Annotated in this window: 20 protein-coding genes and 1 pseudogene; 14 read left to right on the top strand and 7 right to left on the bottom strand. The window is 56.3% G+C overall.

From position 1 onward, the window contains the following. Positions 1–306 precede the first annotated feature (306 nt). On the top strand, positions 307–1260 hold the full coding sequence (locus tag F8N12_RS01795) for a glycosyltransferase family 2 protein (RefSeq protein WP_150578886.1): 954 nt from the start codon (positions 307–309) through the stop codon (positions 1258–1260). 304 nt (positions 1261–1564) lie between these two features. Here the strand turns inward: F8N12_RS01795 and F8N12_RS01790 are convergent, their stop codons facing one another. From F8N12_RS01790 to F8N12_RS01780, 3 genes are all read right to left on the bottom strand, one after another. Further along, positions 1565–1924 (bottom strand): antibiotic biosynthesis monooxygenase family protein, encoded by a 360-nt coding sequence (locus F8N12_RS01790; protein ID WP_150578885.1) that lies wholly within the window; start codon positions 1922–1924, stop codon positions 1565–1567. 56 nt (positions 1925–1980) lie between these two features. Next, positions 1981–2943 (bottom strand): zinc-dependent alcohol dehydrogenase family protein, encoded by a 963-nt coding sequence (locus F8N12_RS01785; RefSeq protein WP_150578884.1) that lies wholly within the window; start codon positions 2941–2943, stop codon positions 1981–1983. Between the two features lie 211 nt (positions 2944–3154). Then, the gene (locus F8N12_RS01780) at positions 3155–3457 is read right to left on the bottom strand and encodes an ArsR/SmtB family transcription factor (protein WP_150578883.1); all 303 of its coding nucleotides are present in this window, start codon (positions 3455–3457) and stop codon (positions 3155–3157) included. 174 nt (positions 3458–3631) lie between these two features. On the opposite strand from F8N12_RS01780, the gene F8N12_RS01775 reads away from it, so the two are divergent. From F8N12_RS01775 to F8N12_RS01755, 5 genes are all read left to right on the top strand, one after another. Beyond that, a complete protein-coding gene (locus F8N12_RS01775) occupies positions 3632–5056 on the top strand; it encodes an FAD-binding oxidoreductase (RefSeq protein WP_150578882.1) in 1425 nt (474 codons plus the stop codon). A 22-nt stretch (positions 5057–5078) separates the two neighbouring features. Beyond that, positions 5079–6026 carry a LysR family transcriptional regulator gene (locus F8N12_RS01770; protein WP_150578881.1) on the top strand — a complete coding sequence of 316 codons (948 nt, stop codon included), beginning with the start codon at positions 5079–5081 and terminating at the stop codon, positions 6024–6026. A 47-nt stretch (positions 6027–6073) separates the two neighbouring features. Then, a complete protein-coding gene (locus tag F8N12_RS01765; protein WP_150578880.1) occupies positions 6074–7396 on the top strand; it encodes an MFS transporter in 1323 nt (440 codons plus the stop codon). 130 nt (positions 7397–7526) lie between these two features. Next, positions 7527–8861, top strand: a complete 1335-nt coding sequence (locus F8N12_RS01760; RefSeq protein WP_150578879.1) for an OprD family porin — start codon at positions 7527–7529, stop codon at positions 8859–8861. Between the two features lie 28 nt (positions 8862–8889). Continuing rightward, positions 8890–9540 carry a TetR/AcrR family transcriptional regulator gene (locus F8N12_RS01755; protein WP_150578878.1) on the top strand — a complete coding sequence of 217 codons (651 nt, stop codon included), beginning with the start codon at positions 8890–8892 and terminating at the stop codon, positions 9538–9540. Positions 9541–9689: 149 nt separating this feature from the next. Here F8N12_RS01755 and F8N12_RS01750 read toward each other — a convergent pair whose 3' ends face one another. From F8N12_RS01750 to F8N12_RS01735, 4 genes are all read right to left on the bottom strand, one after another. Then, a complete protein-coding gene (locus F8N12_RS01750; protein WP_150578877.1) occupies positions 9690–9989 on the bottom strand; it encodes a hypothetical protein in 300 nt (99 codons plus the stop codon). A gap of 159 nt (positions 9990–10148) precedes the next feature. Continuing rightward, positions 10149–11351, bottom strand: a complete 1203-nt coding sequence (locus F8N12_RS01745; protein WP_150578876.1) for a GGDEF domain-containing protein — start codon at positions 11349–11351, stop codon at positions 10149–10151. Positions 11352–11605: 254 nt separating this feature from the next. After that, on the bottom strand, positions 11606–12676 hold the full coding sequence (locus tag F8N12_RS01740; protein ID WP_150578875.1) for an HD domain-containing phosphohydrolase: 1071 nt from the start codon (positions 12674–12676) through the stop codon (positions 11606–11608). Continuing rightward, positions 12661–15564, bottom strand: coding sequence for an ATP-binding protein (locus tag F8N12_RS01735; protein ID WP_150578874.1), 2904 nt, complete (start codon positions 15562–15564; stop codon positions 12661–12663). The genes F8N12_RS01740 and F8N12_RS01735 overlap by 16 nt, the downstream gene beginning before the upstream one ends. 240 nt (positions 15565–15804) lie before the next feature. Here F8N12_RS01735 and F8N12_RS01730 point away from each other — a divergent pair, with 240 nt between their 5' ends. From F8N12_RS01730 to F8N12_RS01700, 8 genes and pseudogenes are all read left to right on the top strand, one after another. Further along, complete coding sequence (locus tag F8N12_RS01730; protein WP_191623093.1) at positions 15805–16515, top strand: PAS domain S-box protein; 711 nt, start codon at positions 15805–15807, stop codon at positions 16513–16515. Between the two features lie 98 nt (positions 16516–16613). Next, positions 16614–16718 (top strand): annotated as a pseudogene (locus F8N12_RS28165) (aldo/keto reductase); the annotation flags it as partial. Positions 16719–16901: 183 nt separating this feature from the next. Beyond that, complete coding sequence (gene pstS, locus F8N12_RS01725) at positions 16902–17933, top strand: phosphate ABC transporter substrate-binding protein PstS (RefSeq protein ID WP_150578872.1); 1032 nt, start codon at positions 16902–16904, stop codon at positions 17931–17933. 75 nt (positions 17934–18008) lie between these two features. Beyond that, on the top strand, positions 18009–18974 hold the full coding sequence (gene pstC / locus F8N12_RS01720) for a phosphate ABC transporter permease subunit PstC (RefSeq protein WP_150578871.1): 966 nt from the start codon (positions 18009–18011) through the stop codon (positions 18972–18974). After that, positions 18974–19867: a phosphate ABC transporter permease PstA gene (pstA, locus tag F8N12_RS01715; RefSeq protein WP_150578870.1), complete on the top strand. Its 894-nt coding sequence runs from the start codon at positions 18974–18976 to the stop codon at positions 19865–19867. The genes pstC and pstA overlap by 1 nt, the downstream gene beginning before the upstream one ends. Positions 19868–19943: 76 nt before the next feature. Next, positions 19944–20705 (top strand): phosphate ABC transporter ATP-binding protein PstB, encoded by a 762-nt coding sequence (gene pstB / locus F8N12_RS01710; protein ID WP_050483139.1) that lies wholly within the window; start codon positions 19944–19946, stop codon positions 20703–20705. Between the two features lie 95 nt (positions 20706–20800). Further along, the gene (locus tag F8N12_RS01705) at positions 20801–21499 is read left to right on the top strand and encodes a hypothetical protein (protein ID WP_150578869.1); all 699 of its coding nucleotides are present in this window, start codon (positions 20801–20803) and stop codon (positions 21497–21499) included. Then, positions 21499–22125: a hypothetical protein gene (locus tag F8N12_RS01700; protein ID WP_224787656.1), complete on the top strand. Its 627-nt coding sequence runs from the start codon at positions 21499–21501 to the stop codon at positions 22123–22125. Before F8N12_RS01705 ends, F8N12_RS01700 begins: the two co-directional genes overlap by 1 nt. The last annotated feature ends 15 nt before the right edge of the window (positions 22126–22140 follow it).

The raw sequence follows: 22140 nt of genomic DNA, 5'->3' as shown, positions 1-22140 counted from the left end.
AAGGCATTTTTTTGACAAGGGGCATTTGACAGTTTCTCAGGACTGGTCAATAACTAAAACTGTCCGTCAACAATGACATGCGTGGCACTTGCGCAGCTTACGCTCTTCCCCAGAGCGACCTCCGTAAACCGTTATTGACACGATCCCCAACAAGGATCATGCGGTAGCTTTGCCTGCGCAAATGCCCCTTGAGCAAACTCTCTCCGACATCACCTGACCTTTGCGACAGGCAACCCTGCCCAAGCCTTCTCCTGACAGGGCATTTCCTTGCGATATAGCCATGGCGTAACTAAAGGAGTAACACCCATGCCAGATCAACCCGCCCCTCTATCGCAATCAGTCTGCGTTGTGATCCCGATGTACAACGGTGCCGCCAGCATTGAGCAGACACTGGCGTCCCTGATTGATCAAACCCGACTGCCGGATCACGTCATTGTCATCGACGACGGTTCCACCGATGACGGGCCGCAGCGGGTAAGGGATTTTATGGCGCCGTTTCGTCTGACGCTGTTGCAGCAAGCCAACGAAGGCCAGGCCAGTGCCCGTAATCATGGGCTGCGACATTCTGAAGAGACTTTTGTGGCAATGCTGGATGCCGATGATCAGTGGCTCCCGCAGAAGCTGGAGCTGCAACTGGCCCTGTATGAGGAACTCAGTCTTCAGGGTCGGCCGGTTGGATTGATCGACTGCTTCACGCAGGTCAACTACAGCGACGGTCGGCGGCAGTTTGACAACATTCGCAAGAACGGCCGGCATTTCTTCGACTTCATCCACGCCAACGTGGTCAATGGCGTATCCACCGCGCTGGTCAAGCGCGACGTGATGATGCAACTCGGCGGCTTCGATGCCAGCCTGCGTTACTCTGAAGATCGTTACATGTGGACTCGCATTGCCGAGCACTGGGAGATTCACACGGTGCCTCAGGTTTTGCTGGAGCGCACGGTGAACGGCGGCAACATGACCGCGCAACCGAAGAAGTATTATCAAAACAAGATCAGGTTCATCGAAGTGTATCTTGCCCGCTATGGCGAACAGCTGAGCAAGCAACAACGGATCGATTTCGTGTTGGGGAATCACACTGACTTTCTCAATGCGTTTTCCCGCAGAGCCGAACATGTCGAGGTGATGGGCGTATACCGGAAAATGCTGGAATATTCTTGGCAGACGCTGTTCTTCGATAGCTGCAAACCGACCTTGCGTTACCTGTATGCCTGCGCCCGCACAGTGCGCAAAGCAACGGCATCAACTGCCGCTCAATAACCCGCAATCCATTCTTTTTGCCTCCCTGCAACCCTCTAACCTGCACCGACCAGTCAAAGACACTGTGCTGTCAGTTTCACCTGCCTGCTTTTTCTGCGAAGCGCCGGCGTGCATCCCCGCACCTGGTGAACAACAGGTCCGTCGCCATACGCGACCTTGTCTTTGCCCGCCTTTATCGTGTGTTCGTCCCTCCAATGGCGTCGTAAATCTCCAATCCCCCAACACTCCCTGTTTGAACAGCTCCGGGTGACAGGTGCACGGTACAACTGCACCCAAAGCTGCTGTGTGCCGGATAAATCCCACGCTAGGTACTTTTAGTGCCGGTATCACCGATGTCAATGGCACGGGCCAGTGCATCATTTTCGTCTATAGCAAAAGCGGGCCCCTCAACGTGATACACCGTCGGTTCTTCCGAGAAATAATCCTGCAAACCCTCCATGAACAGCCGATGGTCTTCACTTTCTTCAAAGCCTGGCGTGTGGTCCTCGAGTGATTGCCAGCGCACAATCAGGTTGAACCGGTGAGGCGTTTCGATGCCTTGCGCGAGCACGTGACCGCGATAGCCCTGCGCACGGGTGAGCAGTGGCGCGACTTCAACAAAGGCACTTCTGAACGTTGCGATGTGGTCCTGATATACAGGGAGCAGAGCGATTTCATAAATCATGGCATGCCTCTTATCAATGAGTTCTGCGGTTAAAAATACGCACTTGCAAGCGAAGCCTATGGCTCGATTGAAATGGCGATTTTTCCCTGAAGACCGTTGTCACGACTTTCCAGGCGAGCATGGGCGAGCGGTATGTCGGCAAGCGAGTAAACGGCGCCAACATGCGGCCGCAGCTGACCGCGCTCAATGAGGGCGCTCAACTCATCGAGCTTGCCGCGATTCTGTCTGGTGAACACGAAGTGATAACTGGCGTTCTTGCCCCAGGCCTGAACGACGTTCTGCGGCTGAGCTATGTCCACAATCGAGACCACTCGGCCCAGTTGCGCGAGCGCGTCGGGGCTGCGCGACAAGGTATTACCGCCGATGGTGTCGAACACCACATCAACTCCGCGACCCGCCGTTTCCCGCATGATGGCGTCGACGTAATCTTCTTTTTCATAGTCGATCATCACATCGGCGCCCATACTTTTTGCGAACTCGAAGTTTGCTTCCCGCACGGTCGTGAACACCTTTGCGCCTATGGCTTTTGCCACCTGGATCGCAACATGGCCGACGCCTCCCGCGCCGCCATGTATCAGGATGCTTTCTCCGACTCTGAGCGCCGCGCGCACCACCAGTGCCTCCCATGCGGTACCGCCCACCAACGTCAGGCTTGCCGCCTCAAGATGACTCAGCGAGGCTGGCTTCCTTGCGACAATGCTTTCGTGGGCAACGTGGTATTGGGCGTAGCTACCTGGCCCGTCGAATATTTGCGGCGTGTACCAGACCTCGTCTCCAGGCACGAAGGACTTCACACCCGGCCCGACGGCTTCAACAACTCCGGACACGTCGTGGCCTGTAATGGTCGGTAACTGCACCAGATCCGGATAATCGCCCCGCCGCACCTGGAAATCCAAGGGATTGATGGAGGTTGCGTGTACCCGCACCAGGACTTGCCCCGCTTGCGGAACAGGCGTTGGCACCTCGCTGAGTTCGAACGATTCCGGCCCGCCAAATGATTTGAGCAACAATGCTTTCATTTTTACATCCTCACTTCGATAAAAAGGGATATCGGGATTTCTCGATATCATGGATCAAAAAAATTATTCGGTTTTTCCCCACAGCGAGCACGCTGCGCCGTGCGGTGTGTACCTGAGAGACTTGCCTTACGCGCTATCCGATTTTCATAGTATTACCTCATTTCGGTAAAAAGGGATATCGGGATTTGTCGATATGTCGTGATAAAAATATCTACAGCTCCTTACCTATGACCTCCGCAAGAGCGCTGATGGTAGCTTCATTACGCTTGTAGTAGGTCCACTGGCCAATGCGCCTGACTTCGACGAGGCCTACTCGCTGCAGCGTTGCAAGATAATCTGACACGGTCGACTGCGACAGCCCCACGCCTTCCTGAATACTGCTCACGCAGACGCCCACGGTGTGCACATCACCTTCATCCTGTGGCGGAAAGTGCTTGGCCGGATCCTTCAGGCCTTTGAGGATTTCAAGGCGTGTACGGTTCGAGAGCGCTTTAAATAGTTCGAGTAAGTCCATACCCCGATAATATCGGTATTTCCCGATATGTCAATACGTCTACCCTTCGCCCGTCATCTGCCGTGGCGATAGCCCCATCTCTAATCTGCACAACCACTACCCCAACCATGCGGCTAAGATATAGCCACTCCCCCGTACCGAGTCGGCACGAACAAAAACAACAGGAGATGCCGCATGCAAAGCCCTGCGATCCAGACGTTCGATTTCCAGACATTGCCAGCAACGCTGCTCGACGAACTCACTGAGCTGCTCGGTGATCGGTTCAATTGCTCGGCCAGTGTTCGTGAACACCACGGCAGCGACATTTCCGCCCTTGATCCGATGCCGCCGCAAGCTGTGGCCTTTGTGCACAGCCTGGCGGAAATTGTCAGCGTGCAGACGCTTTGCCACGACCATCGAGTGCCGATCATTCCGTACGGCAGCGGCAGTTCGCTGGAAGGTTGGCTGCATGCGGTGCACGGCGGCATCTGCATTGATGTGTCGGGCATGAACCAGATCATTGAAGTGCGTGTCGACGACATGGACGTCACAGTGCAACCGGGGGTGACGCGCAAGCAGTTGAATGCCGCGCTGCACGGGACAGGGCTGTTCTTCCCGATCGATCCGGGCGCAGACGCCTCGTTGGGCGGGATGGCGGCAACCCGCGCTTCGGGGACCAACGCGGTGCGCTACGGGACAATGCGCGAGAATGTCCTGGCGATGACTGCCGTTCTCGCTGATGGCCGAGTGCTGCAAACTGGCGGTCGAGCGCGTAAATCCTCGGCCGGTTATGACCTGGCGCACTTGCTGGTGGGCTCCGGCGGCACCTTGGCGACGATTGCCGAATTGACGGTAAAACTGCATCCGATCCCTGAAGCCATTTCGGCGGCGGTGTGCAATTTCCCCAGCGTCGATCACGCCGTGCGCACGGTTATTCAGGCGATTCAGTTGGGCATTCCGATGGCGCGTGTCGAGCTGATCGATGCGCTGACAATTCGTGCGCTGAATGCCTACAGCAAGACCTCACTACAAGAAGTCCCGTGCCTGTTTTTCGAGTTGCATGGCTCCGAATCCAGTGTCAAGGAACAAGTGGAAACCCTGCGCATGCTGGCCGACGATCAAGGTGGCCAGGACTTCGAATGGGCCATCCACCCGGAAGATCGCACCCGCCTGTGGCAGGCACGACACGATGCCTATTTCGCAGCATTGGCGCTGCGCCCTGGCTGCCGCTCGGTGACCACCGATGCAGTGGTGCCAATCTCAAGACTGGCTGAATGCATCGAAGCGACCGCCGCCGATCTGCGTGAGCAGGATCTGCTCGCGCCCATCTTCGGCCACGTCGGCGATGGAAATTTCCACGCGGTGATCCTGATCGACCCGGATGACCCCGATCAGATCGAACGCGCCGCCGCCGTCGCCCATCGCCTGGCCGACCGCGCCATCGCCATGAACGGTTCGTGTACGGGTGAACATGGCGTCGGCCTGACCAAGCAATCGTTCCTGCTGGCGGAGTTCGGCCAGCACGGGGTCGACGCCATGGCCGCCATCAAGGCCGCGCTGGACCCGCAGCAATTGATGAACCCCGGGAAGATCTTTTGCCGTGGCACACCGCTCGCGTAACCGCGTCGCCAGAGGTTCGCTTATGGAAATCCGCCAACTCAAATACTTCGTCGCGGTCGCCGATGCCGGCAGCCTGTCGGCGGCAGCTCGCAAGGTGCTGATTGCGCAATCGGCGCTGAGCAAACAGATGAGTGCGCTTGAGGCCGAACTGGGCGTGACCTTGTTCCATCGCGGCAACAGCGGCATCGCCATCAACGAAGCCGGCAAGGTGTTTTACGAATACGCGTTGGGCATTCTCAAGCAATTGCGCGACGCCAAAGCGGCGGTCCTGCCGGGCCATGGTGTGTTGACCGGGTCCATCGTGGTGGCGTTGCCGCAGAGTGTGTCGCCGATCGTTGCGCTGCCGCTGTTGCAGGCAGTCGGCCGGACCTACCCACAGGTGGAGCTGCAATTGAATGAAGAGTTGACCGGCAATCTGGTCGACCAGTTGATCCGTGGCAGTGTCGACATCGCGTTGTTTACGCCAAGCGGATTGCCGGCGGAAGTGAGCTTCACACCGCTGATAGAAGAGGACCTCTATCTGATCCATCACGCTCACGACCCCGAGGCACCGTCACCTGGCGAGGTGACATTGGCCCAAGGCGTGGCGCGTCCGCTGGTCTTCCCCAGTCGGGCGCACAGCCACAGCACCCGCGCCATCGTCGATCAGGCACTGGAACAGCAGCAGCGAGCGCCGGCCGCCGTAGCCATGGAAGTCAACTCGGTTTACATCCTTAAAAGCGCGGTAGAGGCCGGCATCGGACCGACGATCATGCCGCTCAATCTGGTGCTGCGCGAGGTGGCCGAAGGACGGCTGGAGGCTCACCCTTTCGCCGCGCCCGGCGTGTTTCGCACACTGGGTATTTGCACCTGCGGAACGCGACCGGCGAGCAATTTACGCACGCTCATTGCGCAACTGATCACCCAGGTCGTGCACGACATGTGCCGATCCGGCGAGTGGCCTTCCACACGTTTACTGCCCGCACCCTGAACAACCGCTTCATTTTCGCTTCGACAACAACAATAAAGAGGCCAGACATGAACCAACCTCCACTCCCGACGGGCGTGATGCCCGACCATGCCCTGAAATCCGCCTACCGCAAAACCGCCTGGCGCATAATCCCGCTGCTGATCCTCTGTTATCTGGTGGCTTATCTGGACCGGGTGAATGTCGGTTTCGCCAAGTTGCAGATGCTCGACGACCTTAAGTTCAGCGAAGCGGTATACGGTTTGGGCGCGGGTATTTTCTTCGTCGGTTATTTGCTGTTCGAAATCCCCAGCAACATCGCCTTGCATCGCTTCGGCGCTCGTCGCTGGATCGCGCGCATCATGGTCAGCTGGGGCTTCCTGTCGGCGGCGATGATGTTTATCGAAACGCCGCTGGCCTTCTACGTACTGCGTTTTCTGATCGGTATTGCCGAAGCCGGATTCTTTCCCGGCATCATCTTCTATCTCTCCACCTGGTTTCCCAGCCATCGTCGCGGCGTGATGACAGCGCTGTTCATCATGGCTTTGCCGGTCTCGAGTATGTTGGGCGCGGTGATCTCCGGTCTTATCCTGCAGCACTTCAACGGCGTCGCCGGTTACGCCGGATGGCAGTGGCTATTTGTGATTGAGGGACTGCCAGCCGTTGCGCTGGGGGCTGCGGTGTTTTTCCTGCTGCGCGACAGGATTGCCGATGCGCACTGGCTGACGATTGAAGAGCGCCAGGGCATGCAGGCGGCCATAGACCGTGAGGCCTCGCAGAAGCAGAGCCATCGCCTGCGCGACGGTTTGCTCAACCCGCAGATCTGGCTGCTCGGCGCCGTGTATTTCTGCCTGGTGCTGGGCCAATACGTGATCAGTTTCTGGTTGCCAACCATCATTCGCAACAGTGGCGTGCAACAACCGGCCGTCATCGGTTTGCTCAGCGCCATCCCCTATGCGGCGGCCATCATCACCATGATCCTGGTGGGGCGCAGTTCCGACCGGCATGGCGAATACCGCTGGCATCTGGCAATTTGCGCCGGCATAGGCGCACTGGGCATCGCCTTCGGTACTTACTTCGGCGACAACCTGGTACTCGGCATGATCGGCCTGACCATCGGCACGGCCGCGATGATCAGCAGCCTGCCGGTTTTCTGGGGCATGCCCAGCGCCGTGGTCGGCGGTGCTGCCGCCGCGACGGGCGTGGCATTGATCAACTCACTGGGCAACATTGCCGGCTTCTTCAGCACGATTGTCGTCGGTTGGCTGACGCAAGTCACCGGTACCACCCACGCAGCGATGTACATCATGGCGTCGATACTCGTCGTCGGTGGCGGGCTTGGTTTGCTTGTCTACCGGCTGCGACCCACGCCTGCCGCCGCCCGGGCAATTTGATTTGCCCAGCCATTAGTTAACCGAGTCCCGGGACGCCCTGATGTCACTGTCAGGGCCGGGATTAACTCGTCTGAAGAAAACCTGCGTGACTGAACAACAACAATAAAAAATTCAATAGGAGCCCATGACAATGACACAAGCCTCCCCGATAAAACCGCTATTGCTGTCCACCCTTGGTTGCTTGTTGGCCGGGCCCGATGCGGCACTGGCAGACTTCATCGCAGACAACCACGGCACGCTGAACGTACGCAACTTCTACTTCAATAACGACTATCGGGATCAGCCAGGTCCTCAAGGTCAAAGCAAGCTGCGCGAATGGGGTAATGCTTTGATGCTCGACCTCAAGTCGGGCTACACCGACGGCGCGTTGGGCTTCGGGCTGGATGCTTTTGGCACCCTGGGCGTGCGACTCGACGGCGGCGCGGGTAATCATCGCGGCAGTTCGATGTTTCCCGATGACAGCGACGGATCGGCAGTCGACGAATACAGTCGACTCGGCTTGACCGCCAAGGCCAGGTTTGCAAACACCGAGCTCAGGGTCGGTACGCTGCAGCCCAAACTGCCGATTCTGGTGTCCAACGATGGCCGACTGCTCCCGCAAACGTTCGAAGGCGCGATGCTCACCTCCAAAGCCATCGACAGCCTGACCCTGGTCGGTGGACGCCTTACCAAAACCACCGGACGAGCTTCATCCAACGATTCCGGACTGGCGGTCGCCGGAGGACGGCGCGAAAGTGACGACTTCTCTTTTGCCGGTGCCGACTATCAAGTCAATAAACAGCTGCTCTTGCAGTATTACCGCGCCCAACTCGACAATTATTACGATCAAGACTTCATGGGTTTGACCCACCTGTTCCCCGTTGTCGAAGGGCAGACATTCAAAACGGACCTGCGTTACTTCCGAACCCGCGCAGAGGGTCAAAACAACAGTGCTCAGGGACGTGCCGCCGGTTACACGCTCAGCGGCCATGGCGATGTTCCCGGCCGAATAGACAACGACACCTGGGCGGCGATATTCACTTATAACGTCGGCGGCCATTCGCTGGTGGCTGGCTATCAAAGCGTGTCATCCGGCAGCAATTTCACCCAGTTGAATCAGGCGAGCACCGGCGAAGGCGCCGCCGGTGCCAGTACTTATCTGCCAACGGACAGGTTCGCCTCAAGCTTCCTTCGGGCGGGAGAAGACACTGCGTTCGGCATGTACTCCTATAACTTCGTCGCCTCAGGACTGCCCGGTCTGACTGCATCCATTGGCTACTACCGTGGCACTCACATCAAACAAGCCGGTGCCGCGGACGCTCGGGAATGGGAGCGCGACATTATCGTCGACTACGTCATTCAAAGCGGCAGTTTTCAGGGCGTGGGCTTCGGCCTCAGAAACGCGGCGCTGCGAAGTGGAGTTCCCAGCGATGGCGCTCAGGACCAGACGCGACTGGTGATGTCTTACACGCTGGCCATGTTTTAAGTACGAACTTGTTCGGTGCTTTCTGATTTTGCCCGGCCGCGTTCGTGGCCGGGCAACGGTAACCATGATGACTACGACAACCACTGCCGCCCTATCCAGATTAGAGGCCATTCGCAGCGTCGCGCTGCGCCTGTTCGTCAACGAGGGCTTTCAGGCCGTGAGCCTGCGTCAACTGGCCGAGCAGGCCGGTATACAAGCCGGCTCGCTGTATCACTACATCGAAAGCAAACAAAGCCTGCTGTTCGACTTCATCGAAGAACATGAGTATCGCCTGCTCCACTGCATCAGCAAACCTCCCCTCGCCCGCTTCGACTCTAGGTCGGCGTTGGGACACTACCTTGGCGCGTACTTGCGGTGTGCCTTGCCACGGCGCGAGTGGCACATCTTGTCAATGCGCGAAGGTTACTGCCTGGAGCCCGCTCAACAGGCGAAAATCAAAAGGATGCGCGACACACAGGCCCGGATCCTGAAAGACATTATTGCCGCCGGAGTGACGCGACGATGCTTTCAGGTGGAAGACCTTGATATTGCGGTGAGCGTTGTGCGGGCGATGCTGGATGGCGCGGTCATTGGGCCACTGAGCAGCGAGTTGCGCGGTGAAGTGTTAATCAAAGGGTTGCAGCAGATGGTGCTGCGGTCTGTGGCAAGTGTGGAAATGGAGCGGGATGAGGCTTTGTAATTGAGGTGTTTGTGGATGCGTTGCAGGTTTGCTGCCCGACCTTCGCCTTTGCCGGAGTGCCTCAGCAAAGTTGGCTGCCCAGCAGAACCCAACTGCCGGGTTCCACCGTGAGCAGTACACCCAGGCTGGTGCAGCGATCAGGGAGGCGACTATAGATGAGTGTCCGCTTCCTCAGCCGGATAAAACTCGCCCTCCTTTCCCATTTTTTGCAGCCGTTCGCGCGCGATCAATTCAACGCTGGCCACTGCGGCCTGATCGTCCGGGTTGACCAACTGCAAGCACAGGCGTCGGACATTCTGATCGTGGGTGCCCTCGCTGAGCATTTCGTGGGTGAAGACTTGCTCGCCACGCCACAGGCATAGCTGGGTGTGAGTCCCGCCGAGCCATATCTCGTTGATCGATCTAAGGTCCGTGGTCGCCAGTTGATCCACAGTGATTGTCTTATCCATTGCGCTGTACCTTACCAATGAGTGGTTACGGGTAGACTTACAGGCACAGCGAGTCGTTCCCCGCGTCGGCACTCTGGCCGAACTCGGCATGAAACCCAAGGGTGAAATTCGCGTGCGATGTATTCGGCGGTTCCACAAAGCCACGGGCGCTGACTGAACTCAGCCGCCGAGTGTTTCCGAAGCGGCGCCGAGCGGTTTGTCAGGCTGTTGCACAACCGGCTGGGCCATGCGCAACGTATTGCGCCCCTGGCCTTTGGCTTCATACAAAGCGGCATCCGCCCTGGCCAGCAGGCTGGCCGTGGTGTCGTCTTCGTCGGGAATCACACAGCAAACACCGATGCTGATGCGCGGGTCGATCGTTGAATCGCCATACGCGGCAGATGACTCGGCCAGCGAGGCACGCAGTTCATCAAGTACCGCAATGGCTGCCTCCGGGCAGGTATCAGGCAGCAATACCAGAAACTCTTCGCCACCATAACGACCCATGCTGTCGGACCGTCGAAGTCGCCGGGTGAAATGGTTGGCGCAGTGACAGATCACCTCATCCCCAGCCAGGTGGCCATGTTGGTCATTGATCTGTTTGAAGTGATCGATGTCGATCATGGCCACCGCCAGCCACGAGCCGTCGCGGCGTGCGCGTTCCAGTTCTGCGCAAAACCGGTCAAGGATGGCGCGCCGATTGAGAATGCCCGTCAGCACATCCCGCAGTGCCAGGTGCTGGAAAAGAGACTCGCTGCGCTCCTTGGACAACAGCACCAGGCCCAGGGAAATCATTATCGCGGAGAACGTACCAATACTGACCGAGATGGTTTGCTTGAGGTTGCTCACGTCATAACGCATCTCTGCAGCACCTCCGCCTAACACGGCCAACACTCGCATGCCTAGGCCGATCAGGCTGATATTCGAACCGAAGATCAACAGCATGCGCGCCCGCCCTTGTTTGGGGACGTAGCGCAGCGTCCAGTAGATGATCAACGCGCACTGCAACATCAATACAACGGAGGCCGCGAGCATTCGCGGTTCCAGGGTGTCGATCAAGCTGACCATCAATACCAGCATCAATGCCGCCGGCGTGAACACCCGCCACCAGGAGACCGGCAACTCCACTACCCGAAACACGCTGGCTCCATAAAAGGCCAGCGCTATCGCTAACAGGGTATTGGATGCGCCATAGGTAAACCACAACGGTGCATGGCCGTACAAGGTGTAGCCGACGTACGCCAGAGCATGGGCCAACAAACCACAACCGATGGTTAGCAAACCGTCACGCCGGCTGAATTGTCCGACCAGGATCAGACAAAAAGCCATGATCGTCGCCACTAGCGCGACGCAGGCAAACAGCGTGGGTGTATGAGCGATCATGGCGTTTCACCGGCGCTGGTAGAAGGAGCGCTGGCCGCCAGTTTAGTTGAGTAGACCTTCGGCGTCATAGCGTTGTATATACAAAGTGCCATTATCGTATCTGGCTGAAATTTGGCGTGCGCTGATCAGCCGCTCTGACGGAGTCTGATGAGACCGGTTTTGAGGGCGACGTTAACAATCCAGCCAAGGGATAAATGCACAGTAAAAAGCGATTATTCCGTTCGCGTCGCCTTGAAAGCCGTCAGGTGATGGTTTTAATTATCAGTTGAGTCATCAGGATTAACCAATCGCAACTGTTCCAGCTCATCAAATAAACTGCAGAAGAGATCTACTAATAGTGGATCAAACTGCTTTCCAGACTGCTCGATGATGAACTGCCTTGACCGCTCAACATCCCACGCTGCCTTGTAGGGTCGCGTCATTCGCAACGCGTCATAGACATCGCAGATAGCAACGATTCTTGCTGAGAGTGGAATGTTCTCCCCCTCCAGCCCGTTTGGGTAGCCTGTGCCATCCCAACGTTCGTGATGAGCCAAGGCGATTTCTGCCGCGAGATCAGTCACAGGTGAACCATTTAGGTCATGCAGAATCTCGTAACCAATTCGGGCATGTTCCTGCATGACTTCTCGCTCAGCAGGCGTCAGAGCCCCAGGCTTTTGCAAAATAGCATCTTCTATTCCTATTTTTCCGACATCATGCATCGGTGCCGCCATACGGATCAGTTCACACCATTGCGGGGGCATCCCAATGGCTTTGGCCAGCATGGCGGCAGATTGCCCGATACGACTGATATGACTACCGGTGTCATTATCACGATAACTGGCTGCTCGGCTCAAACTACCGATGATTGCCTTATAGCTCGATGCCAATTGGGCGGTGCGCAATACCACCTTTCGCTCAAGTTCGTTATTAGCGTCGCGTAGAAGCCTTGCCGCCTGTGCCAACTCCAGGCAACTACGCACTCTGAGTAACACCTCGGGCAAGTCAATCGGTTTGGAAACGAAGTCATTGGCACCTCTTTCAAGACCTTTGCGCCTATTTTTCGGGTCATTCAGGGCCGTTACGATAATGATGGGTGACTCGGTACGGTCGCGTTCCTTCAGGCGCTCGAGAATTTCAAACCCATCCGGTGCCGGCATATCCAAATCCAGTAGAACCAAGTCCCAATGATTGGAGAGCAACCAATCCAGCCCTTCAGCCGGGTTCGAAAACGTAGTGATGTTTTGAAGACCAAACGCTCGCAAACACGAATCGAGCAAGCGTAGATTAGTGGCCACATCATCAATAATTATTATCTTGCTTTCAGCTTTTATTTTGGAAAACATAAATTCGGTACTCCCATTGTAATCGCCAGAACTACTCGACGAACGCTTAGCGGTTCCATTGGAATCGCTAGTAAGGCCTGACAATCAAGCTGTCTTGTTACTTCTTCATCTCTGCCTGAGTCCACAACGATGATCGACATCACACCTGGCGCAGCATTTTTTCGGAGTCTTTTTATAAACGCATTCAATACGGCGACTGAATCTTGCGTCGCTGTTATTAATACTTTCACCGACGAACCCTGCAGGCTAAGTTCAGCTTGTAGCAGCGTGCCGACAAGCTCCACCTCTGCATAACCGGCTAACGCATCATTAATCAACTCGCCTTGCTCAAGGTTATCGCTCACCAACAACACTTTGGGCAAGGTTGACGGCTGTGAACTGGTTGCCGCATCAACGGGCATAGAGTGTTCAGCCGAACATAATTCGATCCAGAAGGTACTGCCCTCACCCAGTTCACTTTTGAAGCCCATACTTCCGTGCATCAAGTGCGCCAGATCACGGCAGAGCGCCAAACCAATGCCAGTTCCCTGAATTGATGAGTTCTCCTTGCCTAGCCGCTGAAAAGGAGTAAAGAGTTCATTCTGCAGCACCGCACTGATGCCTATACCAGTATCTATTACATAAAGCTGCAAGCATGACCCATCATCATTTGCACGCGCACCGAGTGTAATACTCCCATGAGGCCGATTATATTTGATGGCATTGGACAACAGGTTTATGAGCACTTGCTTGAGCCGTCGTTTATCCGCCCACACCTCCCAATGATCCGGCACCTCTTCAATATGCAGCGTCTGATTATGGCCCAGTGCTTGCTGATGAACCATATCGGCACAACTCTGCAATAAGGCCTGGACTGGTATCGGCTTCAGCCCCAGCAACGTCTTGTCAGCCTGTAAGCTGGAAAGGTCGAGGAGATCGTCAACCAACTGCATCAAGTGTTCACTGGCCCCAATGATCTCATCCAGGTTAGCGGTATGCTGCAACGAATCAACCGGGGCCTGCATGAGCCCCAACTGGGCAAACCCATAAATAGCATTCAAGGGAGTACGTAGTTCGTGACTCATGCTGGAAATAAACTTGGATTTGGCGCTGCTCGCTGATTCGGCCTCCAAGGTCTTCCCCCGCAAATCCAACTGGGTTCTCTTGAGGGTCGTAATGTCCACACAAGCAACTACTACACCCCTGAAGCCCTCGGGGTGGGAAGGCGCCAGCGTACGGCCACGGCACAGGATCCAGATCAACTCACCCTGGACCCCCTTTATCCGGAATTCGACTTCAACGGCTACGCTGTCGCTACCCTGAGCAGCCACTAGAAATTGGGTGAAGGTCTCTCGATCTTCAATATGGATCTTTTCCAGTAGTAACTCCATCGGCACATCATTTGATGAAAAACCGAAACGCAAACACAGCGCACCCTTGAGAATAAAACGCCCGGTATTTGGGGAGTACTCCCATAGCCCCTCTGCGAAACTTTCCATGACCAACTCCAGTCGCTGCTGGGTAGATCTGCGTCTGGATTCCGCTTCAGCTAACTGCCTGCCCATGCCCAGTGCCTGGTTGGACATGGACCACAACTCCTCGATGTCGGAGGGGGTGCCGACAGGGTGCCCATTGCCTTGGCCAATCTCCCGCATCATTCGGGAAACCCCTAGCACGGGGGAATGAAGCTGATGGCTAAGCGCACGCGCTCGCCACCACATAAAGGCAAAGAACATAGCGTAGAACAGCACTAACCCAGCAATCATCCAATAGCCAATTTGACGGTAATGATTAGCGAGCATGTTTGTTTCTTCCATCACTGCCGCTTCATCTACTACAGCAAGAAGGTGCCAGCCTGTTGAAGGAATATTACTCCACGCAACTAAATGAGGACGCCCGTTGAGCGTCATCGTGACGAGTCCCTTATCCAATTTGGGCAATCTCTCAGAAAGAGCGCTCAGGCCGGGATGACTGGCAATATTGAAGTCGGAAGACTGCAACCGCTCCTGAGCCACCAACTCGCCTGGAGCTAAACTTTCGAGTTTCTGCAAGGAAAAATCGCGTTGACCCGCCAATGGCACGGCCATTACATTGAGTTTTTCACTGACCAACATCAAATAGCCATTCCATGGCACTTGCAAATTTTCGATACGTTTCAATATTCCATCGACTGTTACATCTACACCCGCTACGCCCTCCAGTTTCTCCCCAGAATAAACAGGTGCAATTGCAGACATCAGCCAACCATTTCCTGCGGGGTCCAGGTATACATCAGTCCATACAACCTCACGCTCGGGATTGTGCTTAGCGTCTGCCAGATAGTAAAAGTTAAACTTGGGGATATCCATGTCATGTGGATATTGCTGCAATGTATTAAACCAAGGGTATATTCGATTGTAGCTATCCCAGCTATTAAAATAAATACTGGCAATCAAAGGGTCTTCATTTTTCAACTGCTGCATCATAAAGTCTTGATTGGCTAGACGTGATACTTTATAAAGATCCTGTTTTTCGAGCGGTGTAACATTTGAATAAAATGAAGCTGAAGCACCATCATCCACTGCGCTATAGCGAACACCCTCTGCGCTAATCTCAAGCTGGGCAGCCGAAGGTAGCAAATTTTCCGATAGCTCATTCTCAGTCGCCTTCGCGTATAGCTTTATCGCCTTGCGAATTTGTTCAAGTTGCCCTTGAACTAATAGGGCGTTCTGTTGAACTGAAACCTGAATATCCCGCGTCGCGCTTTGGTGCAGGTGCTCGATTTGGGAATTGCGTATGGATTGATTGCTGATGAAGTAGGAGGCGAGCAGTACGCCCTCAACCAGAACAAGAGGCAATAGACTCGTAGTAACAAAAGCGCGCCAGATCCATCTGCGCAGGCTGGTTCTTTTGGTGGCGACTTGTTTCATCGATACGGCCAATACGTCACACCAATAGAGTGATACCAATGTGACATCATACTGCTCTCATTTCAGGTGCTTGTCCAAGCTCTCCTCGGACCTTCGGTCAGATGAAGCTTGCGAAAAAAGGTATGAGGATAAACACCCATCAAAAGCTCGCTGAGAGCCATATGACCATAGTCGAACAACCCATGCTGTTACATAAGTCTTACGCTATGCTCTGGGTCGGCTCAGAAGGGAGTAAGGCTATTGGACACGGCCACCGCGAAAGCGAGAGCATTCACAGAAGACGTTGAAGAAACCGGTGTTTTGCTGCTGGACGGTCAAGGAGCGATACTCGCAATAGACAATTGCGCCGAAGCACTGCTAGGCGTGGGAGAACTTTCTGCCAGCCTATCCCCAGCCTGTTTATTCGCCCTCGTACCGCTGACTTTCGAAACTCATCTCAACCAGGCAAAGCTGAAGGGCTATTGCCACTTTGAAATTATCTCAAGCAGTGGCCAAGCTTTGAGCGTCAGGCTCGAGTACAGCATCCAACGAGCAACATTCATTACAAAAATCCGTCAAATTGGGTCTGCAAGGCTCGCCGTGGAGGATTATCGCCTGGCATTCGACGCCGCGGGCACGGGGCTGGCCTTGCTAAGAATGAGTGGCGAATGGGTCGCCGCAAACCAGATGCTCTGCCAGATGCTCGGCTACACCGAAACAGAACTTCGTCAAACGTCCTTCCAGCAATTGACTCACCAAGATGATGTAAGATCACTGTTGATCAGGATGGCGGCAAAACCCAAGACGCCACTTAAACCCGCAGGCAGCAGCGTCAAGACAGCAGGGGGGGAAATCGTCTGTCCTTTCACTTGGTCTCTCCACACCAGCGCAAGCTGGGTCGGTCGGAATGTGCGTAGTCCCAGGAGAGGGCGTGCAGCTTTTCCGTTGCATGGAGAGATAGTGGCTAAATAACAGCAATGCACCAATCAGAGCTTCCCTATTTTCCTGTAGGGATTGCAGTTTGAGAGTAGGAAAATCCCTACCCCGGGGTTACCAAAGTACATAGAAACCCGTTCAGTCCGCTGGGCAAAGGTTTCCTCACCGGATCGCCGGCAGCAGATGCGTCGCTGGGTGGCGATGATGTTCGCAAGTTTGTGCCGCGCCTCGACCCGTCAACGAGACCACGGACCGCGTCAATGCCTGGTTGAGTGACTGCAAGCTCAAGGCTGATCCGCCCTCGCAATTGGACCACTGTGAGACCCCACCGAAGACTTCGGTCGACGCACACTGCGCATTCATAAAACCGTAACAAGAATGTTGCAAAGTTCGGGAGCCCGTTATCACATGGAACTCCTTCGATGAAAAGTTTGATGAAGTCTGCAGCGCTGGCCATTACGGTTTCTCTTTGTGCCACCTCAGTGTCTTTCGCCGCAGAAAGCGTGCGCCTGACTGGCTCCGGCGCCAGTTTTCCGGCCCCGATCTACCTGACCTGGTTCAAGGATTTCAGCAAGAAAACCGCTGGCGTCACCGTGGATTACCAATCCAAGGGCAGCGGCGCGGGTGTACAGGACTTCCTGAACAAAACCGTCGACTTCGCCGCCAGTGACTCGGCCATGAAAGACGAAGACATCGCCAAGGTTGCCGAGGGCGCGCAACTGCTGCCAATGACCGCGGGCGAGATCGTCCTGGCCTACAACCTGCCAGGCAGTCCTAAAGGTTTGAAACTGCCACGCGACGTTTACTCCAACATCTTCCTCGGCAAGATCACCAAATGGAATGACCCGCAGATCGTCGCGGCCAACCCGGAGCTGAAACTGCCCGATATGCCGATCACGGTTGTGGTGCGTGCAGATTCCAGCGGTACCACTGCGGTGTTCACCAAGCACGTTGCAACCATCAATCCAGAGTTCAAAACTGCGCTGGGTGAAGGCAACACCGTCAACTGGCCAGCCAGCGACAAATTCATCAAATCGCCGAAGAACGATGGTGTGACCGCCACCGTACGCCAGACCCCGGGCGCGATCGGCTACATCGAATACGGCTTCGCCAAACTGGCCAAGGTTGACTTCGCCCAGTTGCAGAACAAGGCCGGTCATTACGTAGTGCCTAACGCAGAAAGCGGTGCCGAAGCTCTGGCCGCGGTGAAAATGCCGGAAAGCCTGGTGGCCTGGTTGCCGGATCCGGACGGCGCCAAGTCGTACCCGATCACTTCCTACACCTGGATGATCTTCCGCAAGAAAAACGAGAACCCGGCCAAGGCCAAAGCCATGCGTGAAATGGTCGAGTACAGCCTGACCGAAGGTCAGAAAATCGCCGACTCGATGGGCTACATCCCGCTGCCGCCATCGGTTGTCGACCAGGTTCGCAAAGCTTCCGCCAACATCCAGTAACGCTCGTGAGGCCGCTCTCGGTGTGGGCTGTCAGCCACGCCGGGAGAGTTTTCTCCCTTGTTCCGGAATCAGCCCATGAACCAACCTTTTGTCGTACCGGTTAACCCGGACTCCGCCTGCCAACCACCCTCTACCAAGGATTTCATGGTTGATCGCACCTTTCGTGCGCTTGCGCGAATTGGAGTGATACTGATTCTGGCCGTGGTATTTGCCCTGGTGTTCGAGGTGGGACGCAAGGCGCTTCCAGGCATGGAGAAGCACGGTTTCGACGTGCTGTTCGGCAGCGTGTGGGACGTTAACCAAGGCAAGTACGGCATTCTGCCGGCCATTTGGGGCACGCTTTACAGCGCCTTCATCGCATTGTTGATCGCAGGCTTTTTCGGCGTCAGCATGGCGATCTTCCTGACTCAGGATTTCCTGCCGGCGAAACTGGCAGCCGTGTTTCGCACCATCGTCGAATTACTCGCGGCAATCCCCAGCGTCGTTTACGGCCTGTGGGGGATTTACGTGGTGATACCAGCCATTCGGCCGCTGACTACCTGGTTGAACTCTGAACTGGGCTGGATTCCTTTTTTCGGCACGTCCCTGAGCGGTCCGGGTTTGCTCCCGGCCGCGTTGGTACTGGCCATCATGATTCTGCCGACCATCGCCGCCGTTTCCCAGGACGCTCTTACCGGCGTGCCGATGAAAACCAAACAGGCCGCGTACGGCATGGGGACCACCCACTGGGAAGCGATTCTCAAGGTCATGGTGCCTTCCGCCGCCACCGGCATTTTCGGCTCCCTGGTTCTGGGTCTGGGTCGAGCGCTGGGTGAGACCATGGCCCTGGCCATGCTTGTCGGTAACGCGAACAATATTTCGCTTTCCTTGTTCGCTCCGGCCAACACGCTGGCGGCCCTGCTGGCGCTGAACTTCCCCGAAGCCGGCCCCAACGAAATCGAAGTGTTGATGTACGCCGCGCTGGTGCTGATGGTGATCACGCTGCTGGTGAACATCCTCGGTTCCATGATCATGGTTTATGCCCAACGTGGTACCAAATAATGACTAACCTCACCTCCCCTATCACCGCCATGCCAAGCCTGCAGCGCAAGTTTGAAGGCCGCGCCCTGCGCAGTCTGGTGCTGACTACGCTGGTCTGGGCTGGCGCTCTGTTGGCCAGCGTGCCGCTGATTTCCGTGCTTTACATGCTGATCATGCGCGGCGGTGCTCGCCTGAGCCTGGAAGTCTTCACCGAGCTGCCACCGACCGGCTTCGAAACGGGCGGCGGTTTCGGCAACGCGATGGCGGGCACTTTTGTCATGGTCGGCATCGCCGCAGCGATCGCGGTGCCGGTCGGCATCATGGCGGCGATCTTTCTCGCCGAACTCGGCCCGGACAGCAAGCTGGCAAACGCTTCACGCTTTGCCGCCAAGATGCTTACTGGCCTGCCGTCGATTCTGGCGGGGGTGTTCGCCTACGCGCTGGTGGTGATGACGACGGGGACCTACTCCGCACCGGCCGGTGGCGTTGCACTGGCGGTACTGATGCTGCCGATCGTTGTGCTCACCGCTGAAGAGTCGATGCGCATGGTGCCCAAAGTCATGAAGGACGCCGCCTACGGCATGGGCTGCACCCGCTCGCAGGTGATCTGGAAAATCGTTTTGCCTACCGGCATGCCGGCCATCCTGACTGGCGTCATGCTGGCCGTGGCACGCGCCGCCGGCGAAACCGCACCTCTGCTGTTTACCGCGCTGTTCAGCAATTACTGGATCTTCCATGAAGGCAGCCTGGAGGTCATGAATCCGACGGCATCGCTTGCCGTGCTGATTTACAACTTCTCCGGCATGCCGTTTGACAACCAGCTCGAGCTCGCATGGGCGGCCTCGCTGGTGTTGGTGATGATCGTATTGGTCGTGAACATTGTCAGCCGTATCTTCGGCAAGCCCAAGTATTGATAACGGGAGCACCTGAATCTTGAACGTATCATCTGCGCAAATAGCCGCTCCGTTTGTCACCCAGGAACCTGTGGTCATGGACTGCAAGCTGGACAAGATTTTCTACGGTAATTTCCTGGCCGTTCGTGACAGCCACGTGCCGATCGAAAAGAACAAAATCACCGGCTTTATCGGTCCGTCGGGCTGCGGCAAAAGTACTGTGCTGCGCAGCCTCAACCGCATGAATGACCTGGTCAAAGGCTTTCGCTTCGAAGGCCATGTGCATTTCCTCGGGCAGGACGTTTATGGCAAGGGCGTGGATCCTGTGGTCGTGCGCCGCTACATCGGCATGGTGTTTCAACAGCCGAACCCGTTCTCGATGAGCATCTTCGACAACGTCGCCTTCGGCCTGCGCCTCAATCGCTACAAAGGCGATCTGGGCGATCGCGTGAAACACGCCCTGCAAGGCGCCGCGTTGTGGGATGAGGTCAAGGACAAGCTCAAGGTCAGCGGCCTGTCGCTGTCCGGTGGTCAGCAACAACGGCTGTGTATCGCCCGCGCCATCGCCACCGAACCCGAAGTGCTGCTGCTGGATGAGCCCTGCTCGGCACTCGACCCGATCGCCACCCGCCGGGTCGAGGAATTGATGGTCGAGCTGAAGAAGGATTACACCATCGCCCTGGTCACCCACAACATGCAACAGGCCATTCGCGTGGCGGACACCACAGCCTTTTTCTCGGTGGATATTTCCCAGGGCACCCGTACCGGCTATCTGGTCGAGATGGGCCCGACTGCACAGATCTTCGATAACCCGCGCGAACAAATGACCGGCGATTACATCAGCGGCAAGTTCAGCTGATCAGCACCCGTCCGCCCAGGGCCGCATGCCGCGAGGCAGGCCCTGGCGGTCTACGGTCGCATTACCTTCGTACCCAGCGTTATTCAGGAAAGCCAATGTCTGCAACACGTCGTCTTGATTTGCCAGCGATTGAACGCGCTTTGCGAGAAGTGCAGAGCCGCTTTGCCGCGCTCAGCCAGCACTTTACCGAGCCGCGCGATCCCCTGACGGACGAGGTGCTGCACAACATGCTGGAAGGCTATGCACTGGTTGACGACTATGTCGCACGTGGCGTCGACCTGTTTGACTTGCAACAGCTCAATCTAATGCTGGAGATCAACGCCACCGTTCTCTGCGGGCGAGATCCTGCGCGTCGACTGGAATATGCCCAGCACCTGATTGCGACCGAAGAGCACTTCTTCAACAACGTCGAGGGCGGGATAAAGGATTTGTACAACTGGTACTGCGCGTATCACAGCGAATCCGTCTGGAAGCGCGCGGCCGGTGTCTATGTGCGAATCCTCAGCAAGCCGCAACTGTTCATCGAAGGCAATAACCGAAGCGGCTCGCTCATCGTCAGCTACTTGCTCATGCGCGCAGGTTTGCCGCCGTTCGTGTTGAGCCTGGAAAACGCCGAGGGTTACTTCAACCCGTCCTCGGTGATACGCAACTCTGCCAAACATGGTGTGAAGGCGTTATACGAGCTGCCCAAGATCAAGAAAAAATACGCACATTTCCTGGAAGAACAGGCACCTGACCCGATGAAGTTTTTTCTCAAAGACACGCCCCTGCCCGTCTACCAAGGGGGCCATTGATGAACTCTTCAATGTTCAGCAAATGCCAAAACTCGATCAGCCGTGCCGGTGAAGCCGTTCAGCGCGGCCTGCTGCGGCGCCAAGCGCCGCGCGTGCGTATCTCCTTTGATATCGATGACACGCTGGCCTGCCAACTGGACCACTGCGACGTCGAGCCAAGCCGACTGCCAGCCTTTGTTCACCGTTTGCTGGGTGAGCCGCTGCGCCTCGGCACACGCTCGCTGACTCGAGAGTTGCGTCGCCAGGGCTGCAGCATCTGGGTGTACACGTCGTCCGGGCGGACACCGGCTTACATCCGCCGCTGGCTGATGTTGTACGGGATCCACGTTGACGGCGTAGTCAACAGCGTTGTGCACAACCGTGCGCTTGAGGCCCGTGGACTCGCGAACTCCCCTTCGAAATTTCCGCCAGCTTTCGATATCGACTTGCATGTCGATGATTCCGAAGGCGTTCAAATTGAAGGCCGTGATTACGGATTTCGCGTGGTCGTAGTCAATCCGCAAGATGAGAACTGGGCGCAGAAAGTCTTGCAGGCTGCCGCAGACGTTCAGGCACAGCTGGCGTGGCAGCAATCGCGCAGATACAACGGGACTGTGCAGCAACGGCCGGAAGTATTTTCTTCCTGAGCTGAGCTGGCAGCG

Source organism: Pseudomonas fluorescens, from assembly GCF_902497625.1.
Taxonomy (GTDB): domain Bacteria; phylum Pseudomonadota; class Gammaproteobacteria; order Pseudomonadales; family Pseudomonadaceae; genus Aquipseudomonas; species Aquipseudomonas fluorescens_BQ.
This window is presented reverse-complemented; position numbering and strand designations above follow the sequence as displayed.